Source organism: Pseudomonas eutrophicaquae (genome assembly GCF_023544715.1).
In the GTDB taxonomy this organism is placed as follows: domain Bacteria; phylum Pseudomonadota; class Gammaproteobacteria; order Pseudomonadales; family Pseudomonadaceae; genus Geopseudomonas.
In genome coordinates, this window is sequence record NZ_JAMJEZ010000001.1 from 141,818 (window position 1) to 155,714 (window position 13,897).

The window sequence follows — 13,897 nt, forward strand, 5'->3', positions numbered from 1 at the left end:
CGTGCCGCCGAGACAGGAATCCGCACGATGCGTATCGACCGTTTGACCAGCAAGCTTCAACTGGCCCTCTCCGATGCCCAGTCGCTGGCCGTGGGCCGCGACCACAGCGCCATCGAACCACTGCACCTGATGTCCGCGCTGCTCGAGCAGCAGGGCGGTTCGATCCGCCCGCTGTTGATGCAGGTTGGCTTCGACATCGCCGCGCTGCGCAGTGCGCTGAGCAAGGCGCTGGATGAGCTGGCGAAGATCCAGAATCCCACCGGCGACGTGAACCTGTCGCCGGATCTCGCCCGCCTGCTCAATCTGGCTGACAAGCTGGCTCAGCAGAAGGGCGATCAGTACATCTCCAGCGAGCTGGTGCTGCTTGCCGCGCTGGATAACGCCACCAAGCTGGGCAAGCTGCTGCTCGCCCAGGGGGTGAGCAAACAGGCGCTGGAAAATGCCATCAGCAATTTGCGCGGCGGTGAGGCGGTCAACGACCCCAACGCCGAGGAGTCGCGCCAGGCGCTGGACAAGTACACCGTCGACATGACCAAGCGCGCCGAGGACGGCAAGCTGGATCCGGTGATCGGTCGTGACGATGAGATCCGCCGCACCATCCAGGTCCTGCAGCGGCGCACCAAGAACAACCCGGTGCTGATCGGCGAGCCGGGCGTGGGCAAGACCGCCATCGTCGAGGGCCTGGCCCAGCGCATCGTCAACGGCGAGGTGCCGGATGGCCTCAAGGACAAGCGCCTGCTCTCCTTGGACATGGGCGCGCTGATCGCCGGCGCCAAGTTCCGCGGCGAGTTCGAGGAGCGCCTCAAAGCGGTGCTCAATGAGCTGGCCAAGCAGGAAGGCCGGGTGATCCTGTTTATCGACGAGCTGCATACGATGGTGGGGGCCGGCAAGGCCGAGGGCGCGATGGACGCCGGCAACATGCTCAAGCCGGCGCTGGCGCGCGGCGAGCTGCACTGCGTGGGCGCCACCACCCTCGATGAGTACCGCCAGTACATCGAGAAGGACGCCGCGCTGGAGCGTCGTTTCCAGAAGGTGCTGGTCGACGAGCCGAGCGAGGAAGACACCATCGCCATCCTGCGCGGCCTCAAGGAGCGCTACGAGGTGCACCACGGGGTGACCATCACCGACGGCGCGATCATCGCTGCGGCCAAGCTCTCGCACCGCTACATCACCGACCGCCAGCTGCCGGACAAGGCCATCGACCTGATCGACGAGGCGGCCAGCCGCATCCGCATGGAGATCGATTCCAAGCCCGAGGCGCTGGATCGCCTGGATCGCCGGCTGATCCAGTTGAAGATCGAGCGCGAGGCGCTGAAGAAGGAAACCGACGAGGCGACGAAAAAACGCCTGGCCAAGCTGGAGGAGGACATCGCCAAGCTCGAGCGCGAGTACGCCGACCTCGAGGAGATCTGGAAGTCGGAGAAGGCCGAGGTACAAGGCTCGGCACAGATCCAGCAGCAGCTCGAGCAGGCCCGTGCCGACATGGAAACCGCGCGCCGCCAAGGCAACCTGCAGCGCATGGCCGAGCTGCAGTACGGGGTGATTCCGGAGCTGGAGCGCAAGCTGGCCAGCGTCGACAGCAGCGAGCAGAAGGAAAAGCAGCTGCTGCGTAATCGCGTCACCGACGAGGAGATCGCCGAGGTGGTCTCCAAGTGGACCGGCATCCCGGTGGCCAAGATGATGGAAGGCGAGCGCGACAAGCTGCTGCGCATGGAGGACGGCCTGCACCAGCGGGTGATCGGCCAGCACGAGGCGGTCGTCGCGGTATCCAACGCGGTGCGTCGCTCACGCGCCGGTCTGGCCGATCCCAACCGTCCCAGTGGCTCGTTCCTGTTCCTCGGTCCGACAGGGGTGGGCAAGACCGAGCTGTGCAAGGCGTTGGCTGAGTTCCTCTTCGATACCGAGGAGGCCATGGTGCGCATCGACATGTCCGAGTTCATGGAAAAGCACTCGGTGGCCCGCCTGATCGGTGCCCCGCCCGGCTACGTCGGCTACGAGGAGGGCGGCTACCTGACCGAGGCGGTGCGCCGCAAGCCGTACTCGGTGATTCTCATGGACGAGGTGGAAAAGGCCCATCCGGACGTGTTCAACGTGTTGCTGCAGGTGCTGGAAGACGGCCGCCTGACCGACAGCCAGGGCCGCACCGTGGACTTCAAGAACACCGTGGTGGTGATGACCTCCAACCTCGGCTCGGCGCAGATCCAGGAGCTGGTCGGCGATCCCGAGGCGCAGCGCGCCGCGGTGATGGATGCGGTCAGCCAGCATTTCCGCCCCGAGTTCATCAACCGCATCGACGAGGTGGTGGTGTTCGACCCGCTGGGCAAGGAGCAGATCGGCGGCATCGCCGAGATCCAGCTGGCGCGCCTGCGTTCGCGCCTGGCCGAGCGCGAGCTGACGCTCGAGCTGACCCCGGAGGCGCGGGAGAAGCTGATCGCCGTCGGCTACGACCCGGTGTATGGCGCACGGCCGCTCAAGCGGGCGATCCAGCGCTGGATCGAGAACCCGCTGGCGCAGCAGATCCTCGCTGGGGAGTTCGCCGCGGGGGCGACCATCCATGCGCGGGTCGAGGGTGAGCAGATCGTCTTCGCCTGAGGCTGATCGCCCGCCGCGTCGGTTTTTGCGCCGCGGCGGGTGAGTGCTGTCGATCTGCATGTCCCTGAGTACAAAGCGCTTTTTTCTGAAAAAATGAAATTCCCTGTTGACACAGGATTCGCAGTCCGTAAAATGTGCCCCACTGAAACGGTGAGCCGATCGAAAGATCAGCAACTGTAGAGGGTTGGAAGTCTCGAAGTTCCGCGATAGCTCAGTCGGTAGAGCAAATGACTGTTAATCATTGGGTCCCTGGTTCGAGTCCAGGTCGCGGAGCCAACTTCTAGGCGGGGTATAGCGCAGTCTGGTAGCGCGCCTGCTTTGGGAGCAGGATGTCGGGAGTTCGAATCTCTCTACCCCGACCAATTCAGGGTCGTTAGCTCAGTGGTAGAGCAGTTGGCTTTTAACCAATTGGTCGTAGGTTCGACCCCTACACGACCCACCATATTTACCTCGCTTGCCGAGGTTCAGAGAACCCGGATCACGCTAAGTGATCCGGGTTTTTGTTTTCCAGGTCGTGAAAATCTGCGGTCCGTGTGTCAGCAGGGTGGATGACCGGCAGCACACCAGAGGTTGCCGGTCATCGGCGTCAGTGCAGCTTGAGGCGTGGTTCTGTGCTGCGTCCCAGGCGGTTGCCGAGCATCAGCATCAGGGTGCGCAGCTTGCCGTAGAGCGCCATCTGGTGCAGGCGATAGAGCGAAACATAGAACCAGCGGGCCAGGCGTCCTTCCAGCATCACGCTGCCGGTCAGGTTACCCATCAGATTGCCGACCGCGCTGAAGGCGGACAGGGAAATCAGCGAGCCATAGTCCCGATAGGTGTATTCCAGCAGGGGTTTGCCTTCCAGGCGCCGCTGCAGGCTGCGGGCCAGCAGGGCTGCCTGCTGGTGAGCCGCCTGGGCGCGGGGCGGCACCAGCTTGCCATCTCCCATGGGGCAGGCCGCGCAGTCGCCAAAGGCAAAGATGTCGGCATCGCGGGTGGTCTGCAAGGTGGGCAGTACCGCCAGCTGCTGGATGCGGTTGCTCTCCAAGCCATCCAGGTCAGCCAGAAACTGTGGCGCCCGAATGCCCGCTGCCCAGACCTTGAGGGTGGCCGGGATGAAGCGTCCGTCGCTGGTATGCAGGCCGGCAGCCGTTACCTCCTTGACCGCTGAGCCGGTGATCACCTGAACACCCAGCCTCTCGAGGGTGCTGTGCACCGGCACGCCGATCCGCTCTGGCAGGGCGGGCAGTACGCGCGGGCCGGCTTCAATCAGGGTCAGGCGCAGATTTTCCGGGCGAATATCATCCAGGCCATAGGCGGCCAGCAGGCGGGCGGCATGGTGAAGCTCGGCAGCCAGCTCGACCCCGGTGGCGCCGGCGCCGACAATCGCGACATTGATCTGGGTGCTGGTATCGGGGCGGGCGTGGGCGCGGAAATACTGGTTAAGCAGCAGCTGGTGGAAGCGCTCCGCCTGCTGGCGCGTGTCCAGGCAGATGCAGTGCTTGGCCGCCCCCGGCGTGCCAAAGTCATTGGTGGTGCTGCCAACGGCAATCACCAGCGTGTCATAGCTGATTTCCCGCGAGGGAATCAGCTCGGCGCCGGATTCATCGAACAGTGCCTCCAGCTGGATCACCTTGCACGCCCGATCCAGGCCGGACATGCGCCCCAGCTGGAAGTCGAAGTGGTTCCACTTGGCCTGAGCGACGTAATTCAGCTCATCTTCCGAGGAGTTCAGCGATCCGGCGGCCACTTCATGCAGCAGCGGTTTCCAGATGTGGGTACGGTTGGCGTCGACCAGTGTGATGCGTGCGCGTTGGCGTTTGCCGAGCCGGCGCCCCAGGCGGGTCGCCAGTTCGATCCCGCCGGCACCACCGCCGACAATCACGATGTGATGAGTCATGAAGCATTCTCGCAAGGCTGGGAAGGAAATCGGCGAGACGGGGCATCCTGCGGGCAGTGGGGCGTGTCAGGGGCGCGACTGTCGGGGTAGGCAATGGGCAATGGCAGATGGCCGCGTGGGGCGGCGATACAGGGTCCATGAAGCCGGGTAGCCGTCTCGGAAAATGAAATACATTCTAGGCTTAAGTAGGGTTTGAAACAACGCGACTCCAGTGTATGTCAAGACCCTCTTTGGGCGGTGATCGCCCGTTTCCGGGCTCGCCCGTGACGGCTGCAGGGCGGCCATCCTGCACAGGGTGTCGCAGGGCCTCGCGGCGGGCAGGGGGCGGTGTAGACTGCGCTCGGCAGGTGTCGCGTTGGGCGGCGCCGGATCTGTTCGACGCTGTGGAGACCTATCGTGAAGACATTCTGGATCGGCCTGGCGCTGGCGCTGCTGGCGGCCCCGGCACTGGCGGTGGAGCCGGGTGAGCGACTGGCATCCTGGTCATTGCAGGATCAGTTTGATCGCCCCTATACCCTCGATGACTCGCTGGAGGTGCTGCTGGTGGCGCGCAGCATGGAGGGTGCCAAGCTGCTCGAGCAGGCCATGGCCGGTGCGGAGCCGGGCTCGCTGGAGGCGCGTGGCGCGCTGTTTCTGGCCGATGTCAGCCGGATGCCGCGGCTGATCGGCAGCCTGTTCGCCATCCCGGCCATGCGTGATTATCCCTATCGCGTGCTGCTGGATCGCGAGGCGCAGGTGGTGCCGCAGTACCGCGCCCCGGAGCAGGGCGTGCTCTGGCTGCAGCTGGAGAAGGGCGTCGTCCTTGAGCGTCGGGAGTATCTGAGCAGCGCACCGCTCAAGGCCGCACTGGAGCAACGGGCACCGTGATCGCGGCCAGCTTACTCTCCGAGGCCAGCCTCTGGCTGGGAGCGATCATTGCCGGGCCCAGCCTGCTGATTGCGCTGCGCAGGGCGCCCTGGGTGGAGCTGTTCAGTGACAGTCGCCGCCAGCACCTGCTGTTCGGTACGGTGCTGGCGCTGTTCGTACTCTGGCTGGTGCGCCGGGATTTTCCCGCGGGGCTGTCCTATCACTTTCTTGGCATGACCGCCGTAACCCTGCTGCTGGACTGGCCGCTGGCGATTTTGGCGGGCTTTGCCGCGCAGCTGGCGCTGGTAGCGCTGGGGCGCCAGGATGCCTTGGCACTTGGCGTCAATGCGCTGCTGATGGTGCTGATTCCCGTGCTGATCACCGAATACTGCGCCCGCGCAGTGGAGCGCCGTCAGCCGGAGAACCTGTTCGTCTACATCTTCCTGAGCGGATTCTTCCCCTCAGCGCTGGCGACGCTGGCCAGCGTGCTGGCCGGGCTGGGGATCCTGCTGGCCGATGGCCTGTTTGCCATGCCGCCCTGGCTGGACGAATTTGTCGGCTACCTGTGGCTGGTAGTGTTCCCCGAGGCCTTCATCAACGGGCTGGTGGTCACCGCCCTGGTGGTGTTCTACCCGGACTGGCTGGAGACCTTCAACCGCACCCGCTACCTGCAGGCCCCTTGGCAGGAAGACCGTCGCCGCGAGCCTTGATCCACTCAGTGCTGCCGCGTTTCCAGCTCATTGCTGAACGCGGCGTCTTCGAGGTTGTCACCGGGGATTGCATGCTCGCCGGCCGCCCAGGCGCCCAGATCGATCAGCTTGCAGCGTTCACTGCAAAATGGCCGCCAGCGATTTTCCGGGTGCCAGGTCACCGGGCGTTGGCAGGTCGGGCAGGGAATGGTCGCAGGGCTTGGCATGGGGGCTCCTCGCAGGGGCGGGTGTGGGGGGATCAGGCGCGCAGCTGCAGGTAAAAGCGATGCAGGCGCTCGACTTCACTGTGCAGCCAGCCAAGGTCGCGGTCATTGCACAGCACATCATCAGCATGGCGCAGGCGCTCCTCGCGCTGGGCCTGGGTGGCCAGAATCGCGCGCACCTGAGCCTCGTCCACCCCGTCGCGCTGCATGGTGCGGGTCAGCTGCAGGGCCTTTGGAGCATCCACCACCAGAATGCGTTCGACCATCTGGCGCAGGGCCGGTGATTCGGTGAGCAGGGGCGCGACCAGAATGGCATAGGGTGAGTCGGCCTCGGCCAGGCGCTGGCGCAGGTCCTGACGGATCAGCGGATGCAGCAGCATTTCCAGCCATTGGCGCAGCGCCGGTTCGGCAAAGATGCGTGCGCGCAGGGCCGCCCGATCCAGCTGGCCATCGGCCTGCAGAATGCCGCTGCCCAGCTCGGCAACGATCTGCTCGAGCGCCGGCTGGCCCGGCTCGACCACCCGCCGGGCGCTCTGGTCAGCATCGACCTGATGGATGCCCAGACGGGCAAAGTGGGCGGCGGCGGCACTCTTGCCGCTGCCAATGCCGCCGGTCAGTCCAAGGATCCAGGGTTTCACGGCCATGCTCCGCAATGATCAGGCCGGGATTATCACCGCTGCCTGAGCCGTGCGCTACCCGGGCAGCAGCAGGTGCCCGCGCTCACCCAGCAGCAGGGCGATCCAGCCGGCCAGTGCCAGATAAGGGCCAAAGGGCAGCAGCGTACCCGCTGGACTGCCGCGCCGGCGCAGCAGGAATAGCCCGACCAGCGCGCCAGTGAACGAGGCCAGCAGCAGGGTCAGCGGCAGGATCTGCCAGCCGCCCCAGGCCCCGAGCATGGCCAGCAGCTTGAAGTCTCCATAGCCCATGCCTTCGCGGCCGGTGACCAGCCGGAACAGCCAGTACAGGCTCCAGAGAATCAGATACCCGCTGACCGCCCCCCAGAAGGCGGCGCTCGGGCTGCTCAGCAGCGACCCCTGGTTGAGCAGCAGCCCCAGCCACAGCAGTGGCAGCACCAGCGCATCGGGCAGCAGGTGGTGGTCGGCGTCGATCAGGCTCAGGGTCAGCAGTCCTGCGGCCAGCAGCAGCAGCCAGACCGTCAGCAGCTGCCAGCCGAGCCAGCCGCCAAGGCCGGCGGCCAGCAGGGCAAAACCGATCTCGACCAGGCCATTGCGCCCGCCAGGGCGGTGGCCACAGGCCGGGCAGGCCGCCGGCCAGAGCAGCCCGGCCAGCGGCAGCAGGTGCTGCAGTGGCTGCCTCCGGCCGCAGTGCGCGCAGTCGCGCAGCGGGTAGGGGGCGGCGGGGTGCGCCGCTGCGTCGGTGGACAGGCCGAGAATTTCCCGGGCCTGCAGCTGCCAGTCGCAGTGCATCAGTTGCGGTAGTCGATAGGTCAGCAGGTTGATCAGCCGCCCGATCAGCAGGCCAATCAGCAGCAGGGCGAGGGCGCAGTCGAGCTGCAGGGTACTGAGCGAGAAGGGTGGCAGCATGGTTTACACCGCCGCACCCAGCTGGAACAGCGGCAGGTACATTGCCAGTACCAGACCGCCGACCAGCAGGCCAAGCATGGCCATGATCATCGGCTCCAGCAGGGAGGTCAGGGTATCGACCATGGTGTCCACTTCCGTTTCGTAATAGTCCGCGATCCGCTCCAACAGGCTGTCCAGCGCGCCGGCTTCTTCTCCCACGGCGATCATCTGGATGGCTAGGGGCGGGAACACCTTGGCAGCCCGCAGCGCAACGTGCAACGGCTGACCGCCGCTCACCTCTTGGCGCACATGGCGAATGGCCTGCTGGAATACCCGATTGCCGGCCGCCTCGGCGCAGGCGTCCAGGGCCTCGAGCAGTGGCACGCCGGCCGCAAAGGTGGTGGCCAGCGTGCGTGCAAACTGCGCGGTCAGCCCCTGTTGTTGTACACGGCCGAGCAGCGGCAGCCGCAGTTGCAGTCGATCCTGACGCAGGCGCAGTGCCGGGTGGCGTGTGTAGAGGTAACGGTAGGCGCTCAGCGAGAGCAAGCTGGCCAGCAGCACGAATGGCCCGCTCTGGCGGAGCTGCTCGGAGAGGGCGATCACCAGCCGGGTGGCCGCCGGCAAGGCGGCGCCAAAGCCTGCGAACATGGCCTCGAACTGCGGCACCACCTCGACCAGCAGGATCACGCAGACCAGCAAGGCGATCAGCAGAACCAGCACCGGGTAGCGCAAGGCCTGGCGGATCCGGCGCTGCAATTGTTGCCCCTTGTCCCGCTCGCGGGCGAGACGCTCCAGCAGGCGGTCAAGGGTGCCGGACTGCTCGCCGACCGCCACCAGGCTGCAGTACAGCCGGTCGAATTGCTCCGGATGCCGGCGCAGTGCCTGATGCAGGCTATGGCCTTCGGCCACATGGCGGCGAATATCCTGTAACCGCTGGCGCAGCCAGGGCGCGCTGCCGGTGGCCAAGAGATCCAGCGCCTGCAGCAGCGGTACACCGGCCTTGAGCAGGCTGGCCAACTGGCGGGCCAGCAGTGCAGGGGCCTCGCGTTGCTGCCTGCGCTGGCCACTGAACAGGCGCCGGGCCCTGTAGAGGCGCAGAGGCTGCAAGCCTTGCCGGCGCAGCAGGGCGCGTGCCTGCAGGCGGCTGTCGGCCTGCAGCTCGCCGTTGTGGCGCTGGCCGCGCGCATCCAGGGCCTGCCAGCAGAAGGTCTGTGGTGTGCGCTTCATGTCGCCTCCAGGGTCAGCCGGTTGACCTCGGCGAGACTGGTCAGACCCCGCGCCGCCTTGGCAAGGCCCGCCTGGCGCAGGTCGGCAAAGCCTTCCTGGCGGGCCTGGGCGGCCAGCTCCAGAGCGTTGCCGCCGGCCAGGATCAGTTGCTGCAGAGCGGGCGTCACGCGCACCACCTCATAGACACCGATACGCCCGCGATAGCCATCCTGACAGGCCGGGCAACCCTGGGGCTGGTACAGGTGCAGGCTGCCCTGCATCTGCGGGGCAAAGCCCTGCTCGCGCAGGGCGTTGTCCGGCAGGGTCTGCGGCGTCTTGCAGTGCGGGCACAGGCGCCGCACCAGGCGTTGGGCAATGATCAGGCTCACTGAGGTGGCAATGTCCACCGCGGGAATCCCCATGTTGCGCAGACGGGTCAGGGTCTCTGCAGCGCTGTTGGTGTGCAGGGTGGAGAGTACCCGGTGCCCGGTCTGCGCTGCCTTGATGGCAATCCCGGCGGTTTCCAGATCGCGGATCTCGCCGACCATCAGCACATCCGGGTCCTGGCGCAAAAAGGCGCGCAGCGCCTGGGCAAAGTCCAGCCCCTGACGTGGATTGACGTTGACCTGGTTGATCCCGGGCAGGTTGATTTCCACCGGATCCTCGGCGGTGGCGATGTTGATGTCCTCGGTGTTGAGCAGGTTCAGCCCGGCATACAGCGACACCGTCTTGCCCGAACCGGTTGGCCCGGTCACCAGAATCATCCCCTGTGGCTGCTGCAAGGCCTGTTGATAGAGCGCCTGCTGGTCGGGATCAAAGCCCAGATCATCGATGCTCCGGCGCGCGCTGGACTGATCGAGGATCCGCATCACGATCTTCTCGCCCCACAGGGTCGGCAGGCTGTTGATGCGCAGATCGATATCCGTCAGCCCTTCCAGCGGCAGGCGGATGCGGCCATCCTGCGGGCGCCGCCGCTCGGCAATGTCCAGCCCGGCCAGTACCTTGAGCCGCGCGGCGATACGCGCCGCCTGCGCCTGGGGTGGGCGGCTGACTTCATGCAGCAGGCCATCGATGCGAAAACGCACCCGGTAGAACGACTCATAGGGCTCGAAATGCAGGTCGGAAGCTCCCCGGCGCACCGCATCGCGCAGCAGGTGATGGATGAAGCGCGCCAGCGGTGCCTCATCGGCGGACAGTTCAGTGCGGCTGGTCGCGTCCGCATCGGTCGGCTCGTGGCTGCCCTCAAGGCTGGCCAGCCCGCCGTCATGGCGGCCAAAGTGTCGATCAATCGCTTGCCCGAGCTGGTCGTCATCAAGCAGCAGCGGCTCGATCTGCAGTCCGCTGCGAAACTGCAGGGTTTGCAGGGCGGGCAGGCAGCCGGGGTCGGAGAGCGCCACCAGCAGACGCGAACCGCGCCGGCACAGCGGCAGTGCCCGGTGGCGGCGGCTCAGTGCCTCATCCTGCAGGTGCTCGGGCAGATCGATCGCCGGCAAGGCATCCAGCGTCTGCAGTGGCAGGCCGAACAATCCCGCCACCTGTTCGGCCAATTGCCGGGCGCTGAGCAGGCGCTGCTGAATCAGACTGGTGATCAGCGCCCGGTCACGCTGGTGCGCCTCCAGGCTGGCCTGCTGCAAGGTGGCCTGATCCAGTAGGCCGCTGTTGAGCAGATGCCGGGCCAGGCCGGTCAGGGGCAGATTGGGTGCAGGCATGGAAAATCCCGTGGCAGGAGGCAGCGTCCCAGTGTGATGCAGGGGTGAGCGGCCCGGCGGCGGGGGTGTTGCGGTGCCGTGCAGCGTGTCACGTCTTGCCGGCGCTGGGTGTACAGAAGCCGGCACTGCGTCGCAGAACATGCCGCGACTGTGGGCGTGTGCCCGGAATACGGTCAGGGCAGGGCTACAGTGGGCGGCGCCACTTCGGCAGACGGAAAAGGATTTTGCGATGCATGCACAGCGAGGCTTTACCCTGATCGAGCTGATGATCGTGGTGGCGATCATCAGCGCCCTGGTGCTGGTCGGCATGCCGGCCTATCAGGATTATCTCAAGCGCACCAAGGTCTCCGAGGGGCTGGTGCTGGCCAGTTCCGCCAAGGCGCTGGTGATCGAGAATGCCGCCAACGGGGTGCGCTATGGCGCGGGCTGGAGCAGCCCATCGGCTACCGATAACGTCAAATCGGTGGCGATCGACGACGAAACTGGGCAGATCACCGTGACCTTCCAGAGTGCGATTCAGGCGGATGGCACACTGGTGCTGCGTCCCTATACCGGTGGCCGGGCTACGCCGACGGCGCTGCCGGATTCGACGGGCAGTTACAGTGTGCCCGGCGAGATGATCGCCTGGGCCTGTGGCGCCAAGGATGCCGCCGCCCCGGCCGTGGCTGGCACGCTGGCCGCAGGATTGGCACCGGCCAACTGCCGCTGAGTCGCCGGGGTCCGTCCACGCGCGGCTCTTGCAGGGCGGTGCCTGGGTCCCGCGCTGGCCATGCCGATGTACAGGGCTGCGCGGGGCGGGCCTGGCTATTGCGGTGGGCCGCGGGCCGATCAGGTCACTGGCGCATCGCGCAGGAATACCAGCTTGTCGGGGCTGGAGTGCCCGGCGCTGTAGCGATAACCTGCCAGATCGAAGCTGCGCAGGTCATCCGGGTCCTGCAGGCGCTGGCGGATCACGTAACGGGCCATCAGGCCGCGGGCCTTTTTGGCGTGGAAGCTGATGATCTTGTACTGGCCGTGGCTGAGATCCCGGAACTCGGTATCGATGATTCGCGCCTGCAGCACCGGGCGCTTTATCGCAGAAAAATACTCGTTGGAGGCCAGGTTGAGCAGCACCCGGTCGCCCTGTGCGGCCAGTGCCTCGTTCAGCCACTGGCTGATGCGCTCGCCCCAGAAGGCGTAGAGATCCTTGCCACGGGTATTGGCCAGTCGGGTGCCCATTTCCAGCCGGTAGGGCTGCATCAGATCCAGGGGGCGCAGTACCCCGTACAGGCCGGAGAGGATGCGCAGATGCTGCTGGGCAAAGGCAAGATCGTCAGCGCTCAAGCTGTCAGCATCCAGGCCGGTATAGACGTCGCCGCGAAAGGCCAGCAGTGCCTGGCGCGCATTCGCCCAAGTGGTCTCGGGCGACCAGTCGGTATAGCGGGCGACGTTCAGGCCGGCCAGCTTGTCGGAGAGTTTCATCAGCGTGGCAATGTCCGCCGGGCTCAGGGTGCGCAGCTGCGCGATCAGCTTTGCCGCATCGTCCAGATGCTCCGGCAGGCTGTACTGCTCCGTGGCGGTACGGGTGCTGTAGTCGAGGGTCTTGGCGGGGGAAAGCACCATCAGCATGGTCAATGGCTCCTCAGGATGTCGGGCCATTCTAGCAGTCCAAGCCCTGCGGCGAGCGGCCGGGGTGGGGCGGTCAGGCAAGAGCGTGTCTATGCCGCTGATCGGGTCTTGCGCTTTGATTCGTCAGACATTTTGCGCTATTCAGATACACAGGCCATACCGGAATGGCTTCTCTTGGCGGATCGTCAATCACCTTCCGTCGCCTGCTCCCAGCACCCGAGGTAAGTGAACATGGACAAGACTGCACAGACGAACACGCCGACCAAGCTGTACGTACTCGATACCAATGTGCTGATTCACGACCCGAATGCGGTGCTGAACTTCCAGGAGCATCGGGTGGCCATCCCGATGACCGTGCTGGAGGAGCTTGATCATCTCAAGCGCGGCAAGCACAGCGTGGCCGCCGAATGCCGTCAGGCGATCCGCATGATCGACCAGCTGCTGGGCGATGCCACGCCCGAGCAGGTCGAGCACGGCGTACCGATTGCCCGCGGCAAGGCTGAGCCGCGTGGCAGCCTGTCGATCCTGATGAGCCGGGTGGATGTGGTCTCGGGCAGCCTGCCGGAGAATGCCAACGACAACCGCATCATCAATCAGCTGGTCGAGCTGCAGCGCCGGCATCCGGCGGTGCGGGTGGTGCTGGTCAGCAAGGACATCAACATGCGCCTCAAGGCGCGGGCCTGCGGGGTGGCGGCTGAGGATTACCACACCGACCAGCTGGTCGATGATGTGGCACTGCTGCCGCGCGGTTATCACACCTTCGAGGGCTCGTTCTGGAAGCAGGTCAGCAAGGTCGAGACCCGTCAGGAAATCGGCCGCACCCTGCACAGCGTGGTGCTGGGCGAGGACATGCCGGCCATGCACATCAATGAGTACATCCTCGATGAGCAGGGTTTTGTCGGCTGGATTCAGGCGGTGGACGGGCGCGAGCTGCTGATCCTCGACCTGCACCAGCAGTCCCCGATGGAGCTGGAAGCCTGGGGGCTGCGTCCGCGTGACATCTACCAGGCGCTGGCGCTGCACGCGCTGCTGGATCCGGATATCCATCTGGTCAACCTGACCGGCGCGGCCGGCTCCGGCAAGACCATTCTCGCCCTGGCGGCGGCCATCGAGCAGACCCTGGTCAGCAAGCGCTACAAGCGCATCATCGCTACCCGCAGCGTGCAGGGGCTGGATGAGGACATCGGTTTTCTGCCCGGCACCGAGGCGGAGAAGATGGAGCCGTGGCTGGGGGCGATCACCGATAACCTCGAGGCCCTGCACAGCGATGACGAGAACACCCACGGCAGCGTCGATTACATCCTGCAGAAGGTGCCGCTGCAGTTCAAATCCCTCAATTACATCCGCGGGCGCAGCTTCCAGCAGACCCTGTTGCTGATCGATGAGTGCCAGAACCTGACCCCGCACCAGGTCAAGACCATCATCACCCGCGCCGGTAACGGCTCGAAAGTGATCTGCCTGGGCAACCTGGCGCAGATCGATACGCCATACCTCTCGGCGACCAGTTCGGGGCTGACCTATCTGACCGAGCGCTTCAAGGACTTCCCCCACGGCGTGCACATCATGCTGCAGGGCGTGCCGCGCTCGGTGCTGGCCGAGTACGCGGAAGAGCATCTGTAAG

Annotated in this window: 12 protein-coding genes and 3 tRNA genes; 8 read left to right on the plus strand and 7 right to left on the minus strand. The window is 65.6% G+C overall.

The features are described from left to right. Positions 1 to 27: 27 nt before the first annotated feature. From clpB to MXC11_RS00690, 4 genes are all read left to right on the plus strand, one after another. Positions 28 to 2,592, plus strand: a complete 2,565-nt coding sequence (clpB, locus tag MXC11_RS00675; protein ID WP_250003888.1) for an ATP-dependent chaperone ClpB — start codon at positions 28 to 30, stop codon at positions 2,590 to 2,592. 200 nt (positions 2,593 to 2,792) lie between these two features. Next, positions 2,793 to 2,868: transfer RNA gene (locus MXC11_RS00680), tRNA-Asn, on the plus strand. Between the two features lie 9 nt (positions 2,869 to 2,877). Then, positions 2,878 to 2,954: transfer RNA gene (locus MXC11_RS00685), tRNA-Pro, on the plus strand. A gap of 5 nt (positions 2,955 to 2,959) precedes the next feature. After that, positions 2,960 to 3,034 (plus strand) — tRNA-Lys (locus tag MXC11_RS00690). A 144-nt stretch (positions 3,035 to 3,178) separates the two neighbouring features. Here the strand turns inward: MXC11_RS00690 and MXC11_RS00695 are convergent. Beyond that, on the minus strand, positions 3,179 to 4,471 hold the full coding sequence (locus MXC11_RS00695) for an NAD(P)/FAD-dependent oxidoreductase (protein WP_250003890.1): 1,293 nt from the start codon (positions 4,469 to 4,471) through the stop codon (positions 3,179 to 3,181). A 393-nt stretch (positions 4,472 to 4,864) separates the two neighbouring features. Between MXC11_RS00695 and MXC11_RS00700 the strand changes: the two genes are divergently transcribed. Together MXC11_RS00700 and MXC11_RS00705 are read left to right on the plus strand one after the other, a co-directional pair. Next, complete coding sequence (locus MXC11_RS00700) at positions 4,865 to 5,338, plus strand: FAD/FMN-containing dehydrogenase (RefSeq protein ID WP_462938084.1); 474 nt, start codon at positions 4,865 to 4,867, stop codon at positions 5,336 to 5,338. Continuing rightward, complete coding sequence (locus MXC11_RS00705; RefSeq protein WP_250003893.1) at positions 5,335 to 6,027, plus strand: energy-coupling factor ABC transporter permease; 693 nt, start codon at positions 5,335 to 5,337, stop codon at positions 6,025 to 6,027. Before MXC11_RS00700 ends, MXC11_RS00705 begins: the two co-directional genes overlap by 4 nt. 5 nt (positions 6,028 to 6,032) lie before the next feature. Here MXC11_RS00705 and yacG read toward each other — a convergent pair whose 3' ends face one another. The 5 genes from yacG to pilB are packed head-to-tail and all read right to left on the minus strand — an operon-like array spanning position 6,033 to position 10,668. Further along, positions 6,033 to 6,233, minus strand: a complete 201-nt coding sequence (gene yacG, locus MXC11_RS00710; RefSeq protein ID WP_250003895.1) for a DNA gyrase inhibitor YacG — start codon at positions 6,231 to 6,233, stop codon at positions 6,033 to 6,035. Between the two features lie 32 nt (positions 6,234 to 6,265). Beyond that, positions 6,266 to 6,874 carry a dephospho-CoA kinase gene (coaE, locus tag MXC11_RS00715; RefSeq protein WP_250003897.1) on the minus strand — a complete coding sequence of 203 codons (609 nt, stop codon included), beginning with the start codon at positions 6,872 to 6,874 and terminating at the stop codon, positions 6,266 to 6,268. Positions 6,875 to 6,922: 48 nt separating this feature from the next. After that, entirely contained in the window at positions 6,923 to 7,774 is an 852-nt protein-coding gene (locus tag MXC11_RS00720; RefSeq protein ID WP_250003898.1) for a prepilin peptidase, read from the minus strand. A 3-nt stretch (positions 7,775 to 7,777) separates the two neighbouring features. Beyond that, complete coding sequence (locus MXC11_RS00725) at positions 7,778 to 8,980, minus strand: type II secretion system F family protein (RefSeq protein ID WP_250003900.1); 1,203 nt, start codon at positions 8,978 to 8,980, stop codon at positions 7,778 to 7,780. Next, on the minus strand, positions 8,977 to 10,668 hold the full coding sequence (pilB, locus tag MXC11_RS00730) for a type IV-A pilus assembly ATPase PilB (RefSeq protein WP_250003902.1): 1,692 nt from the start codon (positions 10,666 to 10,668) through the stop codon (positions 8,977 to 8,979). Before pilB ends, MXC11_RS00725 begins: the two co-directional genes overlap by 4 nt. Positions 10,669 to 10,897: 229 nt before the next feature. On the opposite strand from pilB, the gene MXC11_RS00735 reads away from it, so the two are divergent. Further along, entirely contained in the window at positions 10,898 to 11,377 is a 480-nt protein-coding gene (locus tag MXC11_RS00735; RefSeq protein WP_250003903.1) for a pilin, read from the plus strand. 119 nt (positions 11,378 to 11,496) lie between these two features. Here MXC11_RS00735 and yaaA read toward each other — a convergent pair whose 3' ends face one another. Then, the gene (yaaA, locus tag MXC11_RS00740) at positions 11,497 to 12,276 is read right to left on the minus strand and encodes a peroxide stress protein YaaA (RefSeq protein WP_250003904.1); all 780 of its coding nucleotides are present in this window, start codon (positions 12,274 to 12,276) and stop codon (positions 11,497 to 11,499) included. Between the two features lie 231 nt (positions 12,277 to 12,507). Between yaaA and MXC11_RS00745 the strand changes: the two genes are divergently transcribed. Continuing rightward, entirely contained in the window at positions 12,508 to 13,896 is a 1,389-nt protein-coding gene (locus MXC11_RS00745; RefSeq protein ID WP_250003905.1) for a PhoH family protein, read from the plus strand. The last annotated feature ends 1 nt before the right edge of the window (position 13,897 follow it).